Below are 26,220 nucleotides of genomic sequence, written 5' to 3' on the forward strand. Positions count from 1 at the left end.
ATTTTTATACAATCGATTACATTAAAGCAATAATCTATGAAAATCATATCACATTCTTCATTATATACATTAATTTGTTTGTCGGTAATTTTACTAGGCCTTAACTCTTGTAAAGAAAAGGAAAAAGCAGTAATCGATGTTTTTAATGAGGCAGATAAAATTATTAGTAGCATTAAGGTTTTAGAATTTCCAGATAACACATTTAATATATTAGATTTCGGAGCTATTGCAGATGGCGAAACCAATAATTCACAGGCTATTAAAAAAGCCATTGGCGCATGTAATGAATCTGGTGGTGGTAAAGTTGTAATTCCACCAGGCAAATTTTTAACGGGTGCTATTTATCTTAAAAGCAATGTGAATTTACATTTAGAAGCAGGAGCCGAAGTGTTATTTTCAACAAGCACCGAAGATTATTTACCTGTTGTACACACCTCATACGAAGGTCAGGAGTTAATGAATTATTCACCTTTAATTTACGCTTACAAGGAAAAAAATATTGCTGTAACGGGTAAAGGAACCTTTAACGGTCAAGCGAGTAAAACCAATTGGTGGCCTTGGTGCGGAGCCGAAAGATATGGGTATGTAAAGGGGGATCGCAACCAAAGAGATGAACATAATTTACCACGATTATGGGAAATGGCAGAAAGCAATATCCCTGTTTCCGAACGTGTATTTGGACCAGGACATCAACTGCGCCCATTATTTATGCAACCTTTTGAATGTGAAAACGTATTAATTGAAGGTGTAACATTTACTAATGCGCCGTTTTGGGTTATACATCCAATAAAATGTAATTATGTTAGAGTTGATGGAGTAACTGTTAATAGTCACGGACCAAATAATGATGGTTGCGATCCTGAATATTCAAAAAATGTACATATTGTTAATTGTGTTTTTAACACTGGCGATGATTGCATTGCAATTAAATCGGGCAGAAATAATGATGGAAGGCGTGTTAACATTTCTAGTGAAAATATTGTTATTGAAAATTGCGACATGATAGATGGGCATGGTGGTGTGGTAATGGGAAGTGAAATTTCTGCAGGTGTTAGAAATGTGTTTGTTAGAAACTGTAAAATGAATAGTCCGGAGCTGGATCGAGCTATAAGGATTAAAACCAATACGTTACGAGGTGGTTTTGTTGAAAATGTTTATGTTAAAGACATAGAAGTTGGTCAAGTAAAAGAAGCGGTCTTAAAGATTAATTTATTTTATGCAATTTACGGTCCACAAGAAGGTGATTTCATGCCTTCTGTTAAAAACATTCACCTAGATAATATTAATGTGAAAAACGGAGGTCAATACGGCGTTTTAATAAAGGGTAGACCACAAAGTCTTGTGAACAATGTAACCCTTACTAATGTTCATATTCAGAATGTAGAAACTCCACTATCAGTAGAGAATTCAGAGCCAATTATATTTAAAAACACAAGTATTAACGGAAAACAATATTGAAACTAATTAACAAAATAAATATTATGAGGAAAATAGCAGTCTTATCAGTTGCTCTTTTATGTTTGTTTTCTTGTAAAGACAAACAGTCTAAAACCAATACCAATACAACGGTTGGTGAAGAAATAACTGAGGTTAAAACCTATGCTGAACTGTCTATAGCACAAGGAGGAGAATGGAAAGATGGTCCGAGAGGACATAAAGAGTATAGTAATGGAACCTCTTTTAAAAACGTCAATTCGCTTCAAGTTCCACAAGAACATACCGATCATACATGGTTTTTACGCTATGAAGGTCCAGGTTGGGAAAATAGTCAAATAGGATATCGCCTATATTTAGACTGGAGAAATGCTATTGATATTTATGGGAAAAAAGTAGATTCATTAGTACTTCCTTATGTTGGGCAAGACGGGTTTGATTCGTATCATGAACCTGCAGATTGGGGTCAAGATATTTTAAAGGCAGGAAAATCTATGGGCATTGGTGGTTATGGACGAATTGTTGCCGATACCGTTGTTCATTTTCAAAGTGTAAAAAGCACCTTTGCTAAAATGGAGAATTTAAATGCAAGTTCTTCTGTAAATATAGAATATAAAGGATGGGAGTCTGGCGATGAGAGTATTGATTTAACAACAAAACTTACAATTTATCCAGAAGACAGATTTACCAAAGCAGAATTAACACCTTCAAAAGCAATTCCAGGTATTTGTACAGGCATAGTGAAACATGGTATCAAGTTGCAAAAAAAAGAAGGTTCTAAATGGGCGTACATAAGTACTTATGGTAAACAAACATTAGCTAGCCCGCCAGATAATTTAGGAATGGCGCTTTTTTATAAACTAGATGAGGTTGCCGAACAAAAAGAAGGTATTGATGATTACTTGGTTGTTTTTAAACCCGCTAATAAAACTTTAACATACTACTTTTTAGGTGCTTGGGAACAAGAAAAAAACGGCATTAAAACAGAAGAAGCTTTTATAGGCGACTTGAATAAAAAACTAGAATCTTTAGAAAAAACGAATTCAATAAACTAAAAGAATGAAAACCTCAACTAAATACATAGCACTTTTTACACTAGCATTAAGTTTAACTGTAACATCTTGTAAAAAGAATAAAGCAGAAGAAACCGCCAAAGTAGAAAAAATAGTTCCCGAAAACTTAAAATGGTCCGAGCGCATGATGCTTTCCGAAATGGAACGTTTCCCTAAACCTTCGTTATTGGATTTTAGAACATCACCTAAATGGAGTTATACTCCTGGTTTGGTGCTAAGTGCGTTCGCTAAAGTTTATGAAAAAACAAACCATAAAAAGTATTTCGATTACATTTATGCTTATGCCGATGAGCTAATAGATAGCACAGGTAGCATTGCTACATACAAACTAGAAAAGCAAAATTTAGACATGATTAAGTCTGGAGATGTTCTACTCTATTTATATCCCAAAACAAAAGAAGAACGTTTTTTAAAAGCTATGCAAACTTTAAATAGTCAAATGGAATCGCAACCAAAAACTTCCGATGGAGGTTATTGGCATAAAGAAATTTACCCACATCAAATGTGGCTAGACGGTTTGTATATGGCAGAGCCATTTCACGCACAATATGCAAGAGATTTTATTAAAGATGAAGCCGAAAAACAAAAAATCTATAATGATGTGGTGCTTCAATTCGATTTAATTCAAAAACATAGTCGCGATGAAAAATCAGGTTTACTGTATCATGGTTGGGATGAAAGTAAAGAACAAAGATGGGCAAATAAAGAAACTGGAAACTCGCAACACTTTTGGTCTAGAGGTATGGGGTGGTACGGTATGGCTATGGTAGATGTTTTAGATTTTTTACCCGAAAACCATCCAGGAAGAGCGCATATTATAAAATACCTAAATCAATTTGCTGAGGCTATTATTAAGGTTCAAGATGAATCTGGTTTATGGTGGCAAGTTTTAGACCAAGGCAATAGAGAAGGTAATTACCTAGAAGCTACCGGAACCACTATGTTTACTTACACATTTGCAAAAGGAGTTCGTAAAGGCTACTTAGATAAAAAATATTTAGAGGTTGCGGAAAAAGCGTATGCCGGCCTTTTAGAAAACTTAATAACCGTTGAAGAAAATGGCGTTGTAAACTTAAATAAATGTTGTGGCGTTGCTGGATTAGGTGGTAAGCCTTACAGAGATGGCTCTTACGAGTATTACATTAATGAAATGATTCGCTCTAACGACCCAAAAGGTACTGGTCCATTTATTTTAGCTAGTCTTGAGTTAAACAAATAACAAAAATTAAATAAACTAATATTCAATGAAACTGTATTCTTTCTTATTTACATTAATTAGCACAACTCTAATATTTGCACAAAGCACACCATATGTTTCCGATGTTTGGGTAGCAGATAATGGCGATGGTACTTATAATAACCCCATCTTATATTCCGATTATTCAGATCCTGATGTGGCCAGAGTTGGGGACGATTATTACATGACTTCATCTAGTTTTAATTCCGCTCCGGGCTTACCTATTTTACATTCTAAAGATATGGTAAACTGGAAATTAATAAACCATGCATTACTAGTGCAAGTTCCGGCAGAAGTGTTTAATGTACCGCAGCACGGAAATGGCGTTTGGGCTCCAGCAATACGTTACCACAAAGGCGAATTATACATCTATTGGGGAGATCCAGACTTTGGTATTTATATGGTAAAAACCAAAGATCCAAAAGGTAAATGGGACGAGCCTATTCTTGTTATGGAGGGTAAAGGACTTATTGATCCTTGTCCACTTTGGGATGACAATGGAGATGCTTACTTAGTGCATGCCTTTGCAGGTAGTAGAGCTGGTGTTAAAAGTTTAATAACGGTAAACAAAATGAATCCGGAGGGAACTAAAGTTATTGATAGAGGTGTTCATGTATTTGATGGACACGAGAATCATAAAACCGTTGAAGGTACAAAGTTCTATAAGCGTAATGGTTACTATTATATTTTTGCACCTGCAGGAGGTGTTCCAATTGGATGGCAGCTTATTTTACGATCTAAAAACATTTATGGTCCTTATGAGGAAAAGATTGTTTTAGAACAAGGTAGTACTGATACTAATGGTCCCCACCAAGGGGCTTGGGTAGATACTCCAGATGGCGAATCTTGGTTTTTTCATTTCCAAGATCTTGAAGCTTACGGAAGAATTATCCACTTACAACCAATGCGTTGGAAAAACGATTGGCCAGTAATGGGTAAAGATTTTGATGGAAATGGGGTAGGAGAACCCGTTAAGACGCATAAAAAACCTAACGTAGGTAAAACATATCCTATTGAAACACCGGCAGAAACAGATAATTTTGATGGTAATGATATTGGCCTGCAGTGGCAATGGAATGCCAATTCAGATGTGGTATGGCACGCCAAATTTTCGCATAAAGATTATTTAAGATTGTTTTCTATAATAGTGCCAGAAGATGCACCAAACCTTTGGATGGTGCCTAATCTTTTACTTCAAAAATTTCCAGCGCCTAGTTTTACAACGTCAACCAAAATTACATTAGTTCCAGAAGGTGCAACAAGTGGTAAAACGGCAGGATTAATAATAATGGGTATGGATTACGCAACCTTAAGTATATCGGTCGATGAGCAAGGTTATTTCATTAAACAAACCGAGGCTATTGGAGCAATTAAGGGTGTAGAAGAACAAATAAACGCGAAAGAACGTCTAAAAACCAATACGGCATACTTTAGAGTTGAAGTTTCTGCTCCAGATGCTATGTGTCAATTTAGCTATTCTGAAAATGGAAAAAACTATAAAAAAATAGGTAAACCCTTTAAAGCCAAACAAGGTAAATGGGTAGGCGCAAAAGTTGGCCTATTTAGCGTTAGCACAAAAGATGCTAAACGATATGGTTATGCCGATGTAGATTATTTTAGAATTACTAAATAAAAAGAACTATGAATAAGTTAGCGTTAATATTTTGTTTGTCTTTATGGGTTTTTTCATGCAAGCAATCTGAAATTAAGGATATTAAACAAAGTAATGATATTGATATTTATAAAGGCGTAGAGTTTGATATGCCTAAAGTAAAAACCACAAGTTTTCCTAATTATGAGGTTAGTATTACCGATTTTGGTGCACAAAGTGGTGGTCTGGTTAAAAACACCGAGGCCTTTGCTAAAGCTATAAACGATGTAAATGCAAAAGGTGGAGGTAAAGTAGTTGTTCCTAGAGGCATTTGGCTTACTGGCCCTATTACTTTTAAAAGCAATATAAATTTGCATTTAGAGGATGGCTCTTTAATTCTTTTTAGTGATAATTTTGATGATTATCCATTAGTAAAAACAAGTTTTGAAGGCTTACATACGGTAAGATGTATTTCGCCAATAAATGCTTTTGAAGTAGAAAATATTGCAATAACAGGTCGTGGTATTATTGATGGTAATGGCGATGCATGGCGTCCGGTTAAAAAAGGAAAGATGACAAGCGGACAATGGAAAAAACTTTTAAAATCTGGTGGCGCATTGTCAGAAGACGAAAAGATTTGGTTTCCGTCCAAAAGTTCAAAGAAAGGTCATGAAAGTAGTACCAATTTTAATGTGCCAGATTTAATTAGCGATGCCGAGTTAGAGTCTGTAAAAGATTTTCTAAGACCAGTAATGGTAAGTATTTCTACTAGTAAAAGAATTCTTTTAGATGGCCCTACATTTCAAAATTCTCCGGCTTGGAATATTCACCCCTTAAAAAGTGAAGATATTATAATTAGAAATCTTAGCGTAAGAAACCCATGGTATTCACAAAATGGTGATGGTTTAGATTTAGATTCATGTAAAAACGTTTTAATTTACAATAACACTTTTGATGTTGGCGACGATGCCATCTGTTTTAAATCTGGAAAAAATGAAGACGGCAGAAAGTTAGGTATGCCAACGCAAAACGTTATTGTTAAAAATAATACAGTTTACCATGCGCATGGTGGTTTTATTATTGGAAGCGAAATGTCTGGAGGTGTTAAAAATGTTCATGTTTCAAATTGCACCTTTATAGGTACAGATGTTGGTTTAAGGTTTAAAAGTACCCGTGGAAGGGGTGGTTTAGTCGAGAATATTTATATTTCTAATATTAATATGACAAATATTCCAGCTGAAGCCATTCGTTTTAATATGTTTTACGGAGGTGAATCTCCTATATTGGATGAAGGCGATAAATCTATGGAAGAAAAACGCGATGAAGTTTTAGTTGAAGTTACCGAAGAAACACCTTCTTTTAGGAATATTTACATGAAAAACATTAGAGTATCTAACTCAGAAAAAGCTGCGTTTTTTATGGGATTACCAGAAATGAGTTTAAAAAATGTATCGCTAGAAAATGCCGTTTTCGAAACTAAAAAAGGTATTGTTGCTATAGATGTAGATGGTTTAAAACTTTCTAATGTTGAGGTTATAGCATCTAATGATCATGCATTAACCATTTATAATGGAAAAAACGTAACCGTTGAGAATCTTACTTTTAATAAAAGTAAATCTGCAATTAAGGTTTTAGGTGAAAAAAGCGAAAATATTCAGTTTAATAAAGAGGATTTTTCAAACATAAATGCCCAAATATTACAAGGGCAAGGTGTTTTAAATACTGCCGTAGAAATGAAATAAACATTGAAATAATTTACGAGTTTTAGAGACGATAAAAAGTGATAGATATTCTACTTAGAAAATGCTATCACTTTTTTTATTGCCATGATTTTGGTGCTATCTTCTTTTCAAAGCTGTTGCTTTAGTTGTATGCTGAGACTCTATTTTTAGAATTGACTATTATAAATATCTAAAATTATTTCAGTAGCATGTCTAGCCGATTCTCCTGTTATTAGCGGGTCGTTACCTGTTTTAATGGCATCAATAAAATCTTTAATTACAGTTTCATGATTTGTAGTATCGTCTACTAAAGCACTAGAGGAACCTGTATGTGCGTTTTTAACGGTCTTTTGTAAAGTAGGGTTCTTTAAGCCTTCAATATCCCAATGGGTTATAATGTCATTTTCTATTATAATATAGCCTTTGCTAGAATAAATTTCCATTTTCGCAGGAAAACCCGGTTTTGTTGCCGTAGACGCCGTTATAGTTCCAATCATTCCCGAATCATGAAAACAGATAGCTGCACCATGATCTTCAACTTCAATATCATGAACAAATGTACCTAGCTTACTTACCAGTTTTAAAGGTTTTCCAAAATACCAATAGTATAAATCTATATAATGCGAGGCTTGTTGGATAAAAGGTCCGCCACCATCAATATCGTAGGTGCCACGATAGGCAGAAGAGTTATAATAATTGTCGTCGCGATAGTTTTTAACCGCCAGATCTACCGAAAATATTTGCCCTAATTGATCACTATCAATTAATTGTTTTATAATCGGATTGTCCGAACTAAATCGCCTTTGGTAGGCAACAGCAAGCTTAACATGGTTTGTTTTACAAACAGATATCATTTTATCAATAGATTCTAGAGTAATGTCTATTGGTTTTTCGCAAAGTACATGTTTACCTAATGTTGCAGCATCTATAGCACCAACGTGATGAAATTTATTTGGCGTGCACACTACAACGGCATCAAAATCTAAATCGATATCATTTAAGGTGTAAAACGAAGGAATATCACTGTAATCTGCAAGTGTTTTTAAACGCTTTGAAACAACGGCTACTACACGCGCATTATTAATGTTATTTATAGCTTTAGCATAGGTGTTAGCAATATTTCCGCTTCCAATAATTGCAAAATTAATGTCCTTTTTCATTATTTTTATTTTATCAGTTTAACCTATTTTACTCACGTTAACAAGTCTAATTAATGTTGTAACTTAAATTATTTTATAAACTCCTCCAAACTTTTAACATGGGTTTTTAAGGCATTCACTGCGAGTTTAGCTACTTTATTTGCACCTAATTTAGATAAGTGTGTATTATCATGTTTACCATTTTTATAAAAGGAATTTTCTCCGGGTTCAAAATGTAGATGTAGCTTTTTTGAGCCTTCAACACCAAAAGATTCTTCAAGTTGTTCGGTAAAATATTGAAGATCTATAAAAGGGACATGATACGCTTGGGCTACCAATCGAGTTTCTAAAGGATATTGGCCATGGGTATCTACCAAAGTGCCATGTTCATTAAAAAACCTTCTAACTATAGATGAAAACAATACTGGAGTTGCACCTTTTTCTCGGGTATCTAAAACAAACTTTATTAAATTATGACGATAAGTTGTATGTGGATTGGTGTAGCGCTTCGGGTCATTTACTTTTTGGTCGTTATGGCCAAATTGTATAAAAACGTAATCGCCTTTTTTTAATGTTTTCAAAATAGAATCCCAACGATTTTCTGTTATAAAACTTCTACTGCTTCGGCCATTTACCGCTCTGTTATCTATTTTAACTTGGCTTGTGAAAAATTGAGGTAACACTTGTCCCCAGCCATGTTCCGGATTTGTTTCTGGTTGTTTTTTATTTGACATGGTAGAGTCTCCAATTAAATAAATTGTGGTTTGCTGCGCCATACAACTGGTTGTAATAAGCATGAGCATTATTAAATTGATTTGAATCTCACTTAAAAATTTTGATACCATTTTGTATTTGATTTAAGAATGTTTTCTATTGTATATTTTTTAGCTTCACGTTTCTTTAATTGGTAAGACCAAGGAACTCTGCTTTCTGGTTTATAACCATCTCCAGTGCAATGGTATTCGGCGTAATAGGTATTGGCTTCTGCGTTTTTGTTAGACCAGTTGTGCCAGCCTTCGGGTTTTATATGTTTGCCCATATTGGTGTTTATAAATACCGTTTTAGCATGTATACGCCAAGGTCTTCCTAGATAAACATCGGTAACATTTTCTTTAGCCGTTAGCTTGCAATTTTTAAAAACGTAACCAAAATCTTGATTTTTGGGAGTTGATGCAGCGGTTATATAAGAATTAGTTTTGCTGTGTATGTCGCAATTCTGAAATAACACCGTAGCTGCTCCAAAAATAAAATCTGTACTACCAGTAATAAAACAATTTTTAAAATACTGCTTAAAGCCTTCACCCGAAGTGTACAGGGTATCTTGAAATCCTATTATCGAACAATTTTCAAAATAACACCTGTTAGCATTAACGGCTAATGCAACTGCTTGCCCAACAGGACCAGATGTGTTTCTTATAGTTAAATTTTTTGCCGTAAAATCATGCCCTTCTACTAAAACTGTAGCAGTATGAAAAGTACTATTTCTTCCTAAATCTATTTTATCGAAATAATCATTGAAAGTAATAATGGTGTGTTCCTTACTTTCTCCAATTAAAGATACTTTAGTGTTCCATGAATACACATGTACTTTTTCGTTATAAATGCCGTTTTTAACATGAATTATAACCCGTTGGTAAGGAAATGCTTTCGCGGCATTAATAGCGTCTTGAACGGAAGTAAAATCGCCACTGCCATCTTTTGTAACAATCATTATGTATTCATTTTTTGGCTTTTGTGCTTGTAAATGAATGCTAGCTGAAATGACTAAGAAAACAAAAAGATATTTTGATAATTTCATTTCTTGAAGGATTAATTCCATTTATATACACCCTATTTTATAAGTTTTTAATAGCCTTTTTATGTTGAATTATTTAACTAAAGTTTAGTAACGCTTAATCTTTACAGATTAAAATTAAATAACTGTAATCGATTACATAAATATAAAAATAAATTTTAGTAATACTAACAAATATGTAATTAAAACAAGCGAGATTAAATAAGTACGATTAATTTGAATTATGAATTGGTCTCACCTTTTGTAAGGCATATTTAAAGTAATTACATAAAAAAAATTACTATATTGATAGAAACTTTTAAATTTATGAGTTTCCCTACCGATAAAAACAACAATTTATCTAAATTTAACCATTTTTTAAACGAACTTTTTATAAAACATTCAAGTTTGTATTTACATAATTTAAGTAGCTAAAATGAGCAAAAAGACAACCATTTACGATATTGCGAAAAAACTAAATATAACAGCAGCAACAGTATCTAGAGCATTAAATGGAAACCCTAAAATAAGTGAGTCTACCCGCCAATTGGTAAATGAAACGGCTAAAGAAATGAATTATGAGCAAAACAAACTTGCTCAAGCTCTTAAAAGTGGTAAAAGTTATAATGTAGGTGTTATTGTTCCTAGAATAGATAGCAATTTTTTTGCATTAGTAATACGTGGTATTGAAGAGGTGTTATACGCTAAGGGATATCATGTAATTATTTGTCAAACTCATGATCAAAAGAAACTAGAAATTCAAAATATTAATTCGTTATTAAATGCGCAGGTAGACGGTGTTTTAATGTCTATATCTAATTCTGGGTCTGAAGAAAATGAAAATTTTGATAGATTACTTAAAAAAAATGTGCCTTTAATCTTTTTTGATAGGAAAAAGGATATTGATGGTATAAGTGCTGTTACTATTGATGATTTTAAGGCAGGATATGAAGCTGCACAGCATTTAATTAACCAAGGCTGTAAACGAATAGCACATTTATCGAATAATCGAAAAATACAAATTTTTAATAACAGATACTTAGGCTATAAACAGGCTATACTTGATAATGGTCTTGAATTTGACGAAAGCTTAGTTATTGAAACTGCAAGTAAAGTTGAAGAGGGAAGTAAGGCTACCAAAATATTATTGGATATGGAAATGCCGCCAGACGCGATATTTTCTTCTAGTGATTTTGCAGCCTTAGGTGCTATTCAAGAAATAAAGTCTCGAGGCATTAGAATACCTCAAGATATTTGTATTGTAGGGTTTGCAAATGAACCTTTTACACGTTTTATGGAACTTCCTGTAACTTCTGTAGATCAATCGCCTCTTGAAATGGGTAGAATTTCGGCTCAAGTTTTTTTAGATGAGGTAGATAAAGGCAAAAAGAAAATACCTAATAAACAAGTCGTGTTAAATCCCGAACTTATTATTAGAAAATCGTCTTTAAAATCTGAAGCATAACCTAACAGGCGAAAAAAAGCACGTAACTATTTGTTATTAATTTACTATATGCTTTTTATAAAGAAACGCCTCTTCTCCAAGGAATAAAATCGTTTTGGTTTAAAAGTTTAGCTTTTGTTTGAATTTCTCCACTGGCAACCTTAATTATAAATTCAAGCATTTCATCTGCCATCTCTTCAATTGTTTTTTCACCACGAATTACGGCGCCAGTTTCAATATCAATAATATCTGGCATGCGTTCGGCAAGCTCTGTATTTGACGATACTTTTATAATGGGAGCAATAGGGTTTCCGGTTGGTGTTCCTAAGCCTGTAGTAAATAAAACTACGTTAGCACCAGAGCCTACTAATCCTGTTGTGCTTTCAACATCATTACCTGGAGTACATAATAGGTTTAAACCAGGTTTAGTAATATACTCGCCGTAATCTAAAACGTCTTGCACAGGAGAAGTACCTCCTTTTTTAGCTGCTCCAGCCGATTTCATGGCATCGGTAATTAAGCCATCTTTAATGTTTCCTGGAGACGGATTCATATCAAATCCTGAGCCAGCATCCACAACCGATTTTTCATAAGCTTTCATTAGTTTTAAAAACTTTTTACCATCCTCGTCGTCAACACATCGGTTTACCAATTCTTGTTCTACACCACATAATTCTGGAAATTCTGCTAAAACAGCAGTTCCGTTAAGGGCAGCTAGTAAATCTGATACCGCTCCTAAAGTTGGGTTGGCAGATATTCCTGAAAATCCATCTGAACCACCACACTCTAAACCTACTCGTAATTTAGATAATGAAGCAGGTTCACGTTTCGTATTATTAGCTTGTTTTATAGCCTTAAAGGACTCTTTAACAATTACCGATAGCATCTCATCGACCGTTCCCATTTGTTGTTGTTCGTAAATAAGAACCGGTTTATTTAAGTTAGGATTGATTTTATGCAATGCCTCTTTAAAAATATTAATTTGAAGGTTTTGGCAACCTAAGCTCAATACTGTTGCTCCTGCAACGTTTGGATTATTAACATATCCTGCTAATAATTTTGCTAAACTTTCAGAATCTTGACGAATGCCTCCACAACCACCTGGATGGGTAATAAATTTTACATCAATATTATCAAACACATCTGGTGTTGTTGATGCTACTTCGGTTTCTTCCTTACCGCTAACTAAAGATCGAAGTAACATTTGATGCGGATTTACCTTTTGCTTTAAGAGTTCTTTTTCGAAAATTTCTTTTAAAATTTCAATGTTTCGATTTTCACAAAATACCAAAGGAAAAAATAACCAAACATTTTCAGTTCCTACTTGCCCATCTTCTCTATGATATCCTAAAAACGTTTTATCTTTCCATTTTTCAACATTTGGTGCTGTCCAACTAAAAGATTCGGTTCTTCCAAATACTTTTTCACTTTGATGCTTAACATTTTGAGTTGTTAAAACATCACCTTTTTCAATTACGCCATTAGCAGTCCCTACTAAAACACCATACATGATAATTCTGGCACCAGAATCAAATTTTTCTAAAGCTATTTTATGCTTAGATTTTGTGTATGATAGGACTGTAATATCTTGCCCTTCAAAAGAAATAACTTCTCCGGCACTTAAATTGACCAAAGCAACTGCAACATTGTCGGATGCATTAACTTTTATGATTTTTTTTTGCATTGTAGTAATTTGATATAGTTATACTATAATTTTTAAAATGCTTTACTGTAATTAGCAAACCCATTTTCAATACCGTTAACATCAATTTCTTTTAAAGCTAAGGCAACGGCTTCTGTTAAGTGATTTACTTTTGTTAAGTCTTTGCCCCAATATTCTTCGATACTTAATACGTTTTTGGCAATTTCGGTATAATCAGTAAGTTGCCATATTTTAGTAAAGGTTGCAACAATTTCGTCGCTATCTTGAACTGGTAGCGTTTCACCTTGCCATGTACCTTTATAAAACCGTATTAACGAAGCAAAAGCAAATGTTAAGTGCGTTGGAACTCTGTTATGTATGTTTACATAGCCCAATAAACTTGGTAATACTCTTACGGCAAATTTTGATACTGTATTTAAAGCAATGCTAGATAAATTGTGAATAATGAAAGGGTTTCTAAAACGGTCGAAAATTTCATCAGCGAAACTATTTAACTCGTCTTTATCCATTTCTAAAGTATCTATAATTTCATTAAACACAATGTGATTAATAAATGGACCCGTAAACAAATTATCGACAGATTGTTTTACTGTTTTGTTACCGTAAAGAATAGAAAAAGGAACTAAAGCGGTATGTGCACCATTTAATATGCGAACTTTTCTTGTGCGGTATGGTTGCATGTCTCCAACTATTTTAACGTCTAAATTGGTTTTGTTAAACGGTAATTTTGCTTTTAAATCGTTGCCTCCTTCAATAACCCAAAGAAAAAAAGCTTCGGCGGAAACTATTAGGTTATCTTGATACTCTATTTGTGCGTTGTAAGTTTCAATTTCGGCTTTTGGGTAGCCTGGAACAATTCGGTCAACTAAAGTACTATGAAACGAATTGCTTTCTAATAGCCAATTTTTAAAGTCTTCACCTAAATTCCAATTGGATGCGTATTTAAGAATAATTTCTTTTAAGGTTTCAGAATTATGATTAATAAGCTCACATGGAATAATGGTTAACCCCTTAGTTTTATCGCCATTAAAATGTTTAAAACGCTCGTGTAAAAGTACTGTTAACTTTGCAGGAAACGAACTTGGAGGTTGCATTGTTGCAGTGTCTGAGCTTACATAAGCGATACCAGCTTCGGTAGTATTAGAAATCATGAACTCTAATGATTCTTCCTTTGCTAAACTTATGTAATCGTTAAAATTAGAGTAGGGATCTACTGCTTTAACTATGTTAGATATGAGTTCGATTTCTTGAATTTCTTCACCTTTTTTAACACCTTTCATAAAAAGCGTGTATAAGCCATCTTGATCGTTTAGCATCCTTACTAAACCTTTTTCGATAGGTTGTACTACGGCAATTCCTGCATTAAAATCAGCTACTTTATTAAGTTCCTGAAATGCATATCCTATAAAAGCTCTTAAAAAATTACCCTCACCAAATTGTATTATTTTAATTGGTAGTTTTTCTTCTAGCCCAACATTTTTTCTATTTAATTTTTTCATTCTTGAATTGTATTTAAAAAAAAATTATTCCTTGAACCTAAACACTTTGGGTAACCACAAACTTAATTATGGAATATATGTTACTAAGAATAATGCTATTATCATCATTAAAAATAGAGGTATAAGAGGTTTTAGTTTTTAAGCTGAAAATTACTTTTACCCAATTATTGATTTATTAAAACTTAAAGTATTCTTTGGCGTTATTATAACTAATATCTGAAACCATTTTACCTATCCATTCCATATCGTTAGGTAATTCACCTCTTTTTATCTCATCTCCTAATAGATTACATAAAATACGTCTAAAATATTCGTGTCTTGGAAACGATAAGAAACTACGAGAATCTGTTAACATTCCAACAAAACAACTAATTAACCCCATATTGGAGAGCGCGTTTAATTGTTTAGTCATACCATCCTTTTGGTCTAAAAACCACCATCCGGAACCAAACTGAACTTTACCTTTTACACTACCATCATTAAAGTTACCAATCATGGTAGCCATTACTTCGTTATCGGCAGGGTTTAGGTTATATATAATGGTTTTTGTTAATTTATCTTTAGTATCTAAAGCATTTAAAAACTGTGATAATTTTTGAGCCTGTGGATAATCGCCAATAGAATCCCAACCTGTATCTGGACCTAAAATACGATGCATGCGAGCATTGTTATTTCTTAAAGCTCCTAAGTGGAATTGTTGTACCCAACCAAATTCGTGGTAAGTTTCACATAAAAAAACTAAAATGGCACTTTGAAATTTTAATGCCTCCTCATTAGTAATGTGTTGGTGTTCTCTTTTTCTTTTGAAAATGGTTTTTACTTCAGTTTCGGTAAAGTTTTCAAAATAAATTTGATCCAATCCATGATCACATAGTTTACAGCCATTAGCATTAAAAAATTCGATTCTGTTTTTTAATACAGCGCATAAATCTGAAAATGAATTAATAGACATGCCGGCAGAATCGCCCAGAGAATCTATATAATTATTGTAACCTTCATTAGAAATTAAAATAGCATTATCTGGCCTAAAAGCAGTACTTACTTTTACACTAAAATCGCTTTTGGCTAATTTTTGATGATGCTCTAAAGTGTCCGTTGGGTCTTCAGTAGTACAAACTACTTCGGTATTTGCTTTTTTAAGTAAGCCTTGGCAGCTATAGCTTTCTGAGTTTAATTTGTCTTGCGTTTGTTCCCAAATTTTTTCGGCCGATTTTTCGTTTAATAAATCGTAAATATCAAAATACCGTGCAAGTTCTAAATGCGTCCAATGGTATAATGGATTACGCATAGTATAAGGTACTGTTTTTGCCCAGTTTAAAAATTTAGCTTTATCTGAAGATTTTCCAGTAATAAATTCTTCGCTAATGCCCAATGTGCGCATTGCACGCCATTTATAGTGGTCGCCATTTATCCAAACATTTGTAATGTTATTAAAAGTTACATCATCGGCTATCTGTTGTGGAGGTAAATGGTTGTGATAATCTATTATAGGTTGGTTTTTTGAATAATTATGATATAATTCTTCAGCGTATTTATTTTCTAATAAGAAATTATCATGTATAAATTTATCACTCATCATTTAATATTTTTTTTTATTCTTCGTTTGAGGGTTTATCAAAAGTTGATAAATCTCCACCGTTAACATGTAACGGTAGTCTATTAACAAAGTCAATTTCTTTAGAGGATAAAAATTTAGCTATGCCGTATAAATCTTTGGATTCTCCCCATTTTGTAACTGATGTTTTACCAAAAGTCAATCTTTGAATGTTTTTGTATTCATAATTTGTAATTTGAATTTTCGCCAATTCCGTGGTTTCATATTATTGAAGATTATTACGGTTTGTAAATTTTATCAAGTTGTTGTTTATAATTATGAAACAATACTGTAATCGATTACACAAAAGTAAAAATAAATATCTTATATGCAATTATTCTGCTTTGTTTTTGTGAATATTTTATTATTACGTGCAAAAAATAAACACCAAAATTTCTAATTTTTGTTTGGAATTTAAATGAAGGAAGATGATAATTAATTATTGATTTACTTGGTTTTTATAGCGTGTTTCTGTTATGTTAATTTAATTGATGTTGTACTTACTCTGTTATCTAATCGGGTTACATTTTTTTGTTTTTAATAGCATCAAACAATATTATTTTTATGCTAAAAATTAACGGTTTAATTTAAGGCATTCTGTTTATGTAAATTACTTGATTTTGGTGATTTTTTTCTTTTCTATATTAGTGTGTTTTTTACATTTAAAACGCTGATAACAATAAGGTTGTGTTCTTTTTGTGGCTTAAGACTGAAGTTTTTTTAATGTAAAGGGTTAACTGTGAATTTTTTAAAAAATTAATATCCAAAAAACATGGAAAAGCATTGTAAGAAACTATAACTTTTCTTATTTTAGTTAAATATAGAATTACTTAGGTTGTGTGGTTGTAATTTAATTAAAAAAACGACCATTGTAAAAAAATAAAATGGGGCTATAAAAATCATTTAATTAAAAAAGCTTACTTGTTATTTCTATACATTTGTAGCCTTTAATTTATATACTAGGTTTTCTTAAAATTTATAATTGATCAAAAAAAAGATAGTTGTAAATATTTGAGACCATTTACTTTAGTAAATAGCTTACACAAGCTATTATTACGTAAATAATAGCATTGTATATAAGTTACCCATTATTTCTATTAATAATAATGGCTTTTTAGTAGAATTTCTTACCCAAATGAAATTGTATGAATATTTATGCTACAATACTTGTAGAGTTTTTGCTAATAGCCTCAAGTATTCTTTTCTTATTTAAACTTAGAGCCAAAATTGGTTTAGCACCTCTTTATCTTCTTTTGGGGGCTGTTCAATATTTGCAAGCCAATGCGGTAACTTCTTTTAGCATAACCATTTTTGATGGCTATGTAATGTATCCGGGGTCTATAATCTTATTTAGTGTATTGTTATTTGCGGTTTTATTAATCTATATAAAGGAAGGGGTTGCTAGCACTCGGGCTTTAATTATTGGAATTATTATTTCTAATATTATAATGGCTCTTGTATTTCAAATTACTTATGTACAGCAATACCTGGTGAGTCAAATTAATAATGCATCCATAAACTCTAGTTCTATTTTAGTTATAAATTTTAAGTATTTTTCTAAGGGCACAGCTATTATGTCTGTTGATTTTTTATTACTTATAATCCTATATCAATATTTAATTTCTAGACTGAAAAAGCTGCCTTTTTTTCTAGTTCTGTTTAGTTCATTGTTTTTAATTCTGATGTTTGATGCTATTGTGTATAACATAGCAATGCATTATGGTACCCCTTTATTTAAATCGTCATTAATATGTCATTTAATAGGTAAAGCTATTTCATCTGTAGTATTTTCACTATTGCTTTATGTGTATCTAAAATATTTTGATAATGAGAGTGGTGGAGCATCCTTTATAGCTAATCGGGAACGCGATATTTTTTCAATAATTGATTATAGAAAAAAATATAAAGATCTTGTAGTTGAAAAACAGAAAGTTGAACAAGAGTTGTCATCTCAAATCGAGGTAACGTTAAATAATATTTCCGACGGATTTATTTCTTTAGATAAGAAATGGTGTTATACATATGTAAACAAAAAAGCAGGAGAAATTTTGGGCAGAACACCTAGTAATTTATTAGGTAAACATATTTGGACAGAATTCCCAGAAGGTATAGGTCTTCCATTTTACGATGCTTATTATAAAGCAGAGGAAACCCAGCAAGCACAAATATTTCAAGGTTATTATACACCATTGGATAAGTGGTTTGAGAATAAAATTTATCCAACTTCGGAAGGCTTAACTATTTACTTTACAGACATTACAGAGCGTAAAAAATCTGAAGAATTACTAAATGAAAGTGAGCGTAACTTAGATAATATCATTAATAATATTGGAGATCCGTTATTTGTTAAAGATAATGAAAGCCGCATGGTAATGGTTAACCAAGCATTTTGTAAAATGTTTAATCTTTCTGTAGATCAGATAATAGGTAAAACACTTGCTGAAGATGTTTCTCCAGAAGAAAGAAAAAATTTTTTAAAAATAGATAGAGAGGTTCTTGAGACTGGCATTGAGAATGAAAATGAAGAAACGATTACCCTTCAAGGAAAAGAAAAACAAATAATATCTACTAAGAAAACCAGGTATATTGATGGTAATGGTAATAAATTTTTAATAGGCACCATAAGGGACATTACAGAAAACAAAAAAGCAGAAGAAAATAATAAAATGTTACTTTCTTTAATAGAAACTAGCGATGATTTTATTGGATTAGCATCTTTAGAAGGTAAGCCTATTTATTTAAATAAAAAGGGTAGACAATTAGTCGAATTAGGGGCTAAACAAGAGTTGCCAAACCATATAACAGATTTTTATCCTAAACGCTTACACGATGTTATAGTACACGATCATATTACTAGTGTTTATAAAACAGAAAATTGGAGAGGTGAGTCTGAATTTAAAACATTTAAGACAGGTAATTTAATACCTGTTGAGATGTCTGGGTTTTTAATTAATGATAGCAACTCTAAGCCAATGGCTTTGGGTATTGTAGCATCAAATATTACAGTTCGTAAAAGAGCAGAAGCAGAGTTAAATGCTCACAAAAATAATCTAGAAGAATTAGTATCCTCAAGAACTTCAGAGTTGGAAAAAGAAAAAGTTAAAGCGCAATCTGCAGATTTAATGAAATCTGCATTTTTAGCAACCATGTCTCATGAGTTACGCACGCCAATGAACTCAATTATAGGCTTTACGGGTATTTTATTAAAAGAAATTGCAGGACCACTAAACCGCGAACAAATTAAGCAGTTGCAAATGGTTAAAAATAGTGGAGATCATTTACTTAGTTTAATTAATGATGTGCTAGATATTTCTAAAATAGAAGCAGGTAAGTTAGAAGTTACTTTCGCTCCTTTCGATTACTTAAAATCCTTGCAAAGTTCCATCGATTTTGTATCGCCGCAAGCTTCTGCTAAGGCACTTAATTTGAAGACCGAAATTAGCGAAATGGAAATAACGCTTGTAAGTGATCAAGGACGGGTAGAGCAAGTATTACTTAACCTACTTTCCAACGCTATTAAGTTTTCAGAACAAGGCACTATACTTATTAAAGCAGATGTTGTAGACAATCATCTTATAACGCAGGTTATAGATCAAGGAATAGGTATAAGCGAAAAGGATATTTCAAAATTATTTATGCCTTTTGCGCAACTTAAAGATGGATTGAATAGAAACCATGAAGGTACAGGGCTAGGGTTGTCCATTTGTAAAAACTTAATTGAAAAATTAGGAGGAAGTATTAATGTGCAAAGCGAAATAGGTAAAGGCAGTAATTTTAGTTTTAAATTACCTTTAGGTAATTTAAATAAAAAATAATATAATTAAATTTAGCATATTGTAAATTATGGTTACCGTTTTAATAATAGAGGATAATAAGCAAAACATGTATATGCTGGCTTATTTGTTAGAAAGTTGTAGGTATAAAATTATTAAAGCTTATAATGGTGAAGAAGGTTTAAAGTTGGCCAATGAAAACCACCCAGATATTATTTTAATGGATATTCAGCTACCAGATATGGATGGTTACGAAATTTGTATTAGCTTAAGAAAGAGTGGTATACCCAAAAACACAACAATTATAGCTGTTTCATCTTATGTTATGGATGCAGATAAAGAAAAAGCTATAGAGGTAGGCGTAGATGCGTATATCGAAAAACCGATTAATCCAGATACTTTTATAGAGGAGATGCAGGATATTTATAAAGTAAAAAACCAAAATTAATTGGTATGAAAACTATATTAATAGTAGATGATATTTATGAGAACCTTTACTTGTTAAGAGTAATACTGGAAGAGGCAGGGTATCATGTTGTTGAAGCCAAAGATGGTAAAGAAGCGTTAGAGAAGCTACCTCAAAATAATGCGCATCTTATTATTTCGGATATTTTTATGCCGGTTATGGATGGCTATATGTTTTGTCAAGCATGTAAAAATGATGAATTATATAAAGATATCCCTTTTGTTTTTTACACCTCTACCTATACTAAAAAACCTGACGAAGATTTTGCCTTAAAACTAGGGGCCGATTATTTTTTAAGAAAACCTACAGATTCAGATAAAATACTTCAATTAGTTCATGATATTCTTTCAAAAGATACCAGTCAAGAACAACCTGTTGAAAAAGAGCAGTATACAGATCAGGAAGTTTTAAAGCTATATAGTAAACGCTTAATTAGTAAGTTAGAACAAAAAAATTCAGTTTTAGAAAAAGAAATTCTCCAGCGCGAAAAAATTGAACAAAAGTTAATTAATGAAAATGCAATACTAGATTTAATAGCAAATAACACGCCTATTAAAGAAGTTTTTAATCATATAATAAATAACTACCAATTATTACATCCAGAGTTTTCTGTAGCTATTAGTATGTTAGATGAAGATGGCATGCATTTAAACCTTATTTCGGCACCAAAAACACCTAAAGCATACAATTTAGCAATTAAGCGAATAGTTATTGGTAATAATGTAGGGTCTTGTGGTACAGCAGCATTTACTAAAAAACCAGTAATTGTTTCAGATATAAGTACAAATAAATTATGGGAAGATTATAAAGATTTAGCTCTACAGAATAATTTAAAATCGTGTTGGTCTATTCCCATAATTTCTGAAAATAAAACAGTATTAGGAACATTCGCAATTTATAGTAGCGCGGTTAAAACACCGTCTTTAGAAGATATTCGAGAATTAAACTCTGCCGTTAATTTAGCAAAAGTAGCTATTGTAAAATTCAACATCATAGAAGAGGTTAAAAAAAGAGATGCATCTTATAAATCTCTAATTAATCAAGCTAGTGATGCCATACTTACATTTTCATTTGATGGTGCTATATATGATTTTAATAAGGCAACACATAATATATTAGGATATACTAAAAGCGAATTTTCAAAATTAAAACTTCAAGATATTCTTGTTGGAGCTATAGTTGAAAACCCCGATACTTATCATCAAATACTAAATGGCGAATCTGTAACTATTGAAAAACAGTTAATAGGTAAAAAAAGAGATTTAATAGATGCCGAAATCTCTACAAAATTGCAAAACGATGGTAAAATACTTGCTGTAGCACGTAATATTACCGAGCGTAAAAAAGCCGAAATAAAACTTCAGGAAAGCGAATACAATTTAAGACAATCGCAAATTGTTGCAAACATAGGTTCTTATTCTTTAGATATTAATTCGGGTATTTGGTATAGCTCAGCGGTTTTAGATAATATTTTTGGTATAAAAAAATCATTTCTAAAAAATGTAGAAAATTGGTTAGGCTTAATTCACCCAGATGATAGAGCCGGTATGTTAAACCATTTAGAGGTTGACGTAATAAAAAATCATAAAAAATTTAATAGAGAATATAGGCTTATAAAAAACAATACTAAGGAGGAAGTTTGGGTTCATGGATTTGGAGAGTTAGTTTTTGATGACGATGGTGCACCAATGAAAATGATTGGTACCATTCAGGATATTACCGAGCGCAAAAAAGCCGAAGTAAAAATTTTAGAAAGTGAATATAATTTAAGACTATCTCAAAAAGTAGCTAATATTGGCACATATGCTTTAGATCTTAAAAGTATGACTTGGCAAAGTTCTGAGATATTGGATAGCATTCTGGGTATAAATAAATCTTACGAAAAAACTATTGAAAGCTGGAACCAACTTATTCATCCAGACGATAGAGAGAAAATACAAACTTATTTTCAAGAGCAAGTCTTAAAAGGCGAGAAATTTAATGTAGAGCATAGGTTTATAAAACAAGATAGTAAAAAAGTAATTTGGATTCATGCTAGAGGTGAGTTAATTTTTGATAGCAATGGAAAACCTATAAAAGTAATTGGTACTAATCAAGATATTACCGAGCGTAAAGAGGCAGAAGCAATGCTTTTAGAAAGTGAGTATAACTTGAGGCGCTCGCAAATAGTAGGTAATATAGGGACATTTGCTGTAGATCTGATAGACAAAACATGGAAAAGCTCTGTTGTATTAGATAAAATGTTAGGTATAAAAAAAACGTTTGTTAAAACGATTAATACTTGGGGTACTCTTATTCATCCAGATGAAAGAGAAGATGTTTTAGGTTATTTTGAAGACTGTATAAAAAACAACAAAAAATTTAACAGAGAATATCGAGTTTGTAAATTAAACAATAAAAAAGAAATTTGGACACATGGTGTAGGTGAGGTCATATTTGATAGCGATGGAAATCCTATTAAAATGATTGGTACAATGCAGGATATTACCAAACGAAAAGAGACGGAGTTAAAAATACAGGAAAGCGAAAAATCACTATTAGAAGCACAAAAAACGGCTAAAATTGGTAGTTTTAATCTCGACTTAAAAACAGAAATTACAGAAACCTCAATAGTTTTTAAAGAAATAATAGGGGTTAGCCAAAAAAGCCAAATAACCTTGGAATTTTGGAATACTAAGATATTACATCCTGAAGATAGGCTTGCGTTTATTGAAGAGATGAACAATAGTATTAAAACAGGCGAGAAATTTGATTTCGAATATCGAATAATTACTTACAACAAAAAAAGAACAAGATGGTTTCATATACTAGGTGATGCCATTTATAATGATGGCAAGCCAACAAACTTTTTTGGAACTATACAGGATATTAATGAGCGCAAAGAAGCAGAAATAAAAATAAAAGAAAGTAAAAAATCGCTATTAGAGGCTCAAAAAATCGCAAAAACAGGTAGCTTTAATTTAGATCTTATAGAACTCGTTGCCGAAACTTCAGTCACTTTTAATGAAATTTTAGAGATAAGTGTTGATAAAGATATTAGCTTTAATCTATGGAAAACAATAGTACATCCCGATGATAGGCAGTTAGTTAAGCAAACGGTTTTAGAGTGCCAAAAACGTGGTGAGAAATTCGATTTGGAGTATAGAGTGTTTACTGCCAAAAACAAGGTGTTAAGATGGATTCACGGTTTGGGTGAATTTGTTTTTGTTGATGGAATTTGCACAAGTTTTCATGGTACCATTCAAGATATAACAGAGCGAAAAGAGGCGGAAATAAAAATAAAAGAAAGTGAAAAATCGTTATTAGAAGCTCAAAAAATCGCAAAAATAGGTAGTTATACCTTAGATATAAAAACGGGAATAGCTGAAACTTCCGTAATTCTAAAAGAGATAGCAGAGTTAAATATAAATACCAAAATAGCATTAGATGATTGGAGAGCAATAACCCATACTGAAGATGTTGATATATGTGATAAGGAAATTGAAAGGAGTATAGAAACAGGACAGAAGTTTGATTTAGAGTATAGAATATTCACGAAAAAAAGTAAAGAATTAAAGTGGATTCATGGATTGGGTGAAGTCGTCTTTGAAAATGGCGAAGCATCATTTTTTTATGGAACCATTCAAGATATAACGGCTCGTAAAAAAGCAGAGTTAGAATTACAAGCGGCCAAAGCATTTTCAGATAAGCTTATTATGTCTATGCAAGAAGGTTTATTAATTGTAAATCTCGAGGGGCAAATCATATTGGTTAACGATGCGTTATGTGACATTTTTGGATATTCAGAAGAAGAACTTATTGGCTTGAATTTGCCTTACCCATTTGCAAAAACAGAAGATTTGCAATTAATGATGAAAATTAAAGACGAAGTGGCTAAAGGTGAAGCTAAGTCGTTTCATCTAGAGTTTATTAGAAAAAATGGTGAAAAATATCTAATATCATTTTTATCAGGAAATATTAAAAATGATGAAGGTGAGGTTATTGCGCTATTTGCTACCATAAAAGATGTTTCGGAAGAAGAAAAAGCAAAAAGAATACTAGAAGATGTTGCTCGGAAATCTATCCAGAAGAAAAAATTAATTATGGAACTAACGGCCCTCGTGGGGTCTAATTATTATAGTTCTTTACAAAGAATAATTTCTCTCTCTGCAGCCAGTTTAAATGTGGCACGTGTTGGTGTTTGGAAATTTAATGAAGACAAAACCGCTATTATTTGTGAAAAACTATATGTTTTAGAAACAGGTAAGTTTGAAGAAGGGTTAAACTTAACTAATAAGGATAATCAAGGCTATTTTGATGCATTAATAGGTAATAGTTTATTAAGTATTGAAGACGCCGTTAATCATGAAATAACAAAAGGATTTGCAGAAAATTATTTAAACCCTTTAGGTGTAACCTCGATATTAGATGTTTTTATTCAGGGAAACCAAGGTATGTATGGTGTTATTTGTTTCGAGCATATTGGAGAAAAAAGAAAATGGACTGCAGAAGAGGAAGAGTTTGTTACCTCTATAGCAAGTATTGTGTCCTTAATGGTTGAAAGTTCCGAGCGTAAAATAGCAGAAAAAAACCTTGTTATTGCAAATGCCGAACTTTCTGCTGCTAATAAAGAGTTAAATCATTTAAGAGAACAGTTAGAACAAGAAAATGTATATCTAAGAAACGAGTTAGCCTTAGTTTTTAACTATGAAGAAATGGTTTACGGCAGTGAGGTGTTTAGTAAAGTGTTAACCGAAGTAGAAAAAGTAGCGCCAACCAATGCATCGGTGTTGTTGTTGGGAGAATCGGGTACAGGTAAAGAGTTACTAGCTCGAGCAATTCATAATATTAGTTTACGTAATAAAAAGCCTTTAATTAAAATAAATTGTTCTGCAATTCCTAGGGAGCTTATTGAGAGTGAGTTGTTTGGGCATAAAAAAGGATCGTTTACAGGTGCCTTTAGTGATAAAACAGGGAAATTTGAATTGGCAGATGGTGGTACTTTATTTTTAGATGAAATAGGAGAGCTTCCTTTAGATATGCAACCAAAAATTTTAAGATTTTTACAAGAAGGAGAAATTGAAGTTGTTGGAGGTACGGGCTCAAAAAAATTAGATGTTAGGGTAATAGCTGCAACAAATAGAGATCTAAAAGAAGAAATTGAAAAGAAACAGTTTAGAGAAGATTTATTTTTTAGGCTTAATGTGTTCCCTATTAATGTGCCGCCTTTAAAAGATCGGTTAGATGATATACCATTGTTAGTGGAGCATTTTGTAGATAAATTTAATAAAGCTTACGAAAAACATATTAAATATATACCTAGTGATGCTATGGACGATCTTATGTCTCATAACTGGCCTGGTAATATAAGAGAGTTAGAAAATTTAGTAGAACGAGCTGTAATCTTATCAGACTCAGAAACCTTAATGCTATCGCCTGTTAATGAAACTACAGTATTAAAAGAGTTATCTAAAAACTATACAAGCCTTACTCTTGATGAAGTTCAGCGCAATCATATTTTAAAAACATTAGAAAAGTGCGATTGGAAAATTCATGGAGATGATGGCGCATCAAAACTTCTAGATATTAAACCTAGTACCTTGAGAGATAGAATGAAAAAACTAGGTATAACAAAACCTTCTAAAAAATAACGGATTACCGTGGTTCTTAATTTAGCGGTGTTTAAATAACGGTATACCGTGGTTTTTGTTTCATGTGTGATTTTTAAATTAACACGATTAATCATCTGTAAATCAGTAGGTTAAAATTAATTTATTACTCTTTTTATTGCTTTGGCATGCCAATTGTTCTTTAGTTTTCAATAGAATAACTG

16 protein-coding genes are annotated in these 26,220 nt (G+C 32.2%); 9 read left to right on the forward strand and 7 right to left on the reverse strand.

The features are described from left to right. The first annotated feature begins 36 nt into the window (after window positions 1–36). From HNQ90_RS03910 to HNQ90_RS03930, 5 genes are read left to right on the forward strand one after another with little or no spacing between them, the layout of a single operon-like run. Window positions 37–1,458, forward strand: a complete 1,422-nt coding sequence (locus HNQ90_RS03910) for a glycoside hydrolase family 28 protein (RefSeq protein ID WP_144115330.1) — start codon at window positions 37–39, stop codon at window positions 1,456–1,458. 23 nt (window positions 1,459–1,481) lie between these two features. Beyond that, window positions 1,482–2,489, forward strand: coding sequence for a DUF4861 family protein (locus tag HNQ90_RS03915; RefSeq protein WP_144115331.1), 1,008 nt, complete (start codon window positions 1,482–1,484; stop codon window positions 2,487–2,489). Between the two features lie 4 nt (window positions 2,490–2,493). Continuing rightward, window positions 2,494–3,726, forward strand: a complete 1,233-nt coding sequence (locus HNQ90_RS03920; RefSeq protein WP_144115332.1) for a glycoside hydrolase family 88/105 protein — start codon at window positions 2,494–2,496, stop codon at window positions 3,724–3,726. 25 nt (window positions 3,727–3,751) lie between these two features. Then, on the forward strand, window positions 3,752–5,377 hold the full coding sequence (locus tag HNQ90_RS03925) for a glycoside hydrolase family 43 protein (RefSeq protein ID WP_144115333.1): 1,626 nt from the start codon (window positions 3,752–3,754) through the stop codon (window positions 5,375–5,377). Window positions 5,378–5,385: 8 nt separating this feature from the next. Next, window positions 5,386–7,077, forward strand: coding sequence for a glycoside hydrolase family 28 protein (locus HNQ90_RS03930; protein WP_144115334.1), 1,692 nt, complete (start codon window positions 5,386–5,388; stop codon window positions 7,075–7,077). Window positions 7,078–7,223: 146 nt separating this feature from the next. Here the strand turns inward: HNQ90_RS03930 and HNQ90_RS03935 are convergent, their stop codons facing one another. The 3 genes from HNQ90_RS03935 to HNQ90_RS03945 form a co-directional block, all read right to left on the reverse strand. After that, window positions 7,224–8,216 (reverse strand): Gfo/Idh/MocA family protein, encoded by a 993-nt coding sequence (locus HNQ90_RS03935; protein ID WP_144115335.1) that lies wholly within the window; start codon window positions 8,214–8,216, stop codon window positions 7,224–7,226. Window positions 8,217–8,284: 68 nt separating this feature from the next. Then, window positions 8,285–9,040, reverse strand: coding sequence for a rhamnogalacturonan acetylesterase (locus tag HNQ90_RS03940; RefSeq protein ID WP_144115336.1), 756 nt, complete (start codon window positions 9,038–9,040; stop codon window positions 8,285–8,287). After that, a complete protein-coding gene (locus HNQ90_RS03945; protein ID WP_206669635.1) occupies window positions 9,022–10,014 on the reverse strand; it encodes a pectinesterase family protein in 993 nt (330 codons plus the stop codon). The genes HNQ90_RS03940 and HNQ90_RS03945 overlap by 19 nt, the downstream gene beginning before the upstream one ends. Window positions 10,015–10,405: 391 nt before the next feature. Here HNQ90_RS03945 and HNQ90_RS03950 point away from each other — a divergent pair, with 391 nt between their 5' ends. Continuing rightward, the gene (locus tag HNQ90_RS03950; protein WP_144115337.1) at window positions 10,406–11,434 is read left to right on the forward strand and encodes a LacI family DNA-binding transcriptional regulator; all 1,029 of its coding nucleotides are present in this window, start codon (window positions 10,406–10,408) and stop codon (window positions 11,432–11,434) included. 55 nt (window positions 11,435–11,489) lie between these two features. Here the strand turns inward: HNQ90_RS03950 and HNQ90_RS03955 are convergent, their stop codons facing one another. The 4 genes from HNQ90_RS03955 to HNQ90_RS03970 all read right to left on the reverse strand — a co-directional run bounded on the left by HNQ90_RS03955 (window position 11,490) and on the right by HNQ90_RS03970 (window position 16,380). Continuing rightward, window positions 11,490–13,097 carry a UxaA family hydrolase gene (locus HNQ90_RS03955; RefSeq protein WP_144115339.1) on the reverse strand — a complete coding sequence of 536 codons (1,608 nt, stop codon included), beginning with the start codon at window positions 13,095–13,097 and terminating at the stop codon, window positions 11,490–11,492. A 32-nt stretch (window positions 13,098–13,129) separates the two neighbouring features. Next, on the reverse strand, window positions 13,130–14,575 hold the full coding sequence (locus HNQ90_RS03960; RefSeq protein ID WP_144115340.1) for a tagaturonate reductase: 1,446 nt from the start codon (window positions 14,573–14,575) through the stop codon (window positions 13,130–13,132). Between the two features lie 175 nt (window positions 14,576–14,750). Next, complete coding sequence (gene uxaC / locus HNQ90_RS03965; protein ID WP_144115341.1) at window positions 14,751–16,154, reverse strand: glucuronate isomerase; 1,404 nt, start codon at window positions 16,152–16,154, stop codon at window positions 14,751–14,753. 13 nt (window positions 16,155–16,167) lie between these two features. After that, window positions 16,168–16,380: a hypothetical protein gene (locus HNQ90_RS03970; RefSeq protein WP_144115343.1), complete on the reverse strand. Its 213-nt coding sequence runs from the start codon at window positions 16,378–16,380 to the stop codon at window positions 16,168–16,170. A gap of 934 nt (window positions 16,381–17,314) precedes the next feature. On the opposite strand from HNQ90_RS03970, the gene HNQ90_RS03975 reads away from it, so the two are divergent. From HNQ90_RS03975 to HNQ90_RS17940, 3 genes are read left to right on the forward strand one after another with little or no spacing between them, the layout of a single operon-like run. After that, a complete protein-coding gene (locus tag HNQ90_RS03975) occupies window positions 17,315–19,984 on the forward strand; it encodes a PAS domain-containing sensor histidine kinase (protein ID WP_144115345.1) in 2,670 nt (889 codons plus the stop codon). Window positions 19,985–20,012: 28 nt separating this feature from the next. Next, a complete protein-coding gene (locus HNQ90_RS03980; RefSeq protein WP_221279718.1) occupies window positions 20,013–20,390 on the forward strand; it encodes a response regulator in 378 nt (125 codons plus the stop codon). 5 nt (window positions 20,391–20,395) lie between these two features. Beyond that, window positions 20,396–26,038, forward strand: a complete 5,643-nt coding sequence (locus HNQ90_RS17940; protein WP_241678327.1) for a PAS domain-containing protein — start codon at window positions 20,396–20,398, stop codon at window positions 26,036–26,038. Window positions 26,039–26,220 lie beyond the last annotated feature (182 nt).

Origin of the sequence: Algibacter amylolyticus (assembly GCF_014202225.1) — a bacterium.
GTDB classification, from domain to species: domain Bacteria; phylum Bacteroidota; class Bacteroidia; order Flavobacteriales; family Flavobacteriaceae; genus Algibacter_B; species Algibacter_B amylolyticus.

Bases quoted from the DNA above. Each gene is read 5' to 3' on its own strand.
- HNQ90_RS03955 (WP_144115339.1), bottom strand. From the start codon at position 13,097: ATGCAAAAAAAAATCATAAAAGTTAATGCATCCGACAATGTTGCAGTT.
- HNQ90_RS17940 (WP_241678327.1), top strand. From the start codon at position 20,396: ATGAAAACTATATTAATAGTAGATGATATTTATGAGAACCTTTACTTG.
- uxaC (WP_144115341.1), bottom strand. From the start codon at position 16,154: ATGATGAGTGATAAATTTATACATGATAATTTCTTATTAGAAAATAAA.
- HNQ90_RS03925 (WP_144115333.1), top strand. From the start codon at position 3,752: ATGAAACTGTATTCTTTCTTATTTACATTAATTAGCACAACTCTAATA.
- HNQ90_RS03980 (WP_221279718.1), top strand. From the start codon at position 20,013: ATGGTTACCGTTTTAATAATAGAGGATAATAAGCAAAACATGTATATG.
- HNQ90_RS03930 (WP_144115334.1), top strand. From the start codon at position 5,386: ATGAATAAGTTAGCGTTAATATTTTGTTTGTCTTTATGGGTTTTTTCA.
- HNQ90_RS03945 (WP_206669635.1), bottom strand. From the start codon at position 10,014: ATGGAATTAATCCTTCAAGAAATGAAATTATCAAAATATCTTTTTGTT.
- HNQ90_RS03910 (WP_144115330.1), top strand. From the start codon at position 37: ATGAAAATCATATCACATTCTTCATTATATACATTAATTTGTTTGTCG.
- HNQ90_RS03915 (WP_144115331.1), top strand. From the start codon at position 1,482: ATGAGGAAAATAGCAGTCTTATCAGTTGCTCTTTTATGTTTGTTTTCT.
- HNQ90_RS03960 (WP_144115340.1), bottom strand. From the start codon at position 14,575: ATGAAAAAATTAAATAGAAAAAATGTTGGGCTAGAAGAAAAACTACCA.
- HNQ90_RS03920 (WP_144115332.1), top strand. From the start codon at position 2,494: ATGAAAACCTCAACTAAATACATAGCACTTTTTACACTAGCATTAAGT.
- HNQ90_RS03975 (WP_144115345.1), top strand. From the start codon at position 17,315: ATGAATATTTATGCTACAATACTTGTAGAGTTTTTGCTAATAGCCTCA.
- HNQ90_RS03950 (WP_144115337.1), top strand. From the start codon at position 10,406: ATGAGCAAAAAGACAACCATTTACGATATTGCGAAAAAACTAAATATA.
- HNQ90_RS03940 (WP_144115336.1), bottom strand. From the start codon at position 9,040: ATGGTATCAAAATTTTTAAGTGAGATTCAAATCAATTTAATAATGCTC.
- HNQ90_RS03935 (WP_144115335.1), bottom strand. From the start codon at position 8,216: ATGAAAAAGGACATTAATTTTGCAATTATTGGAAGCGGAAATATTGCT.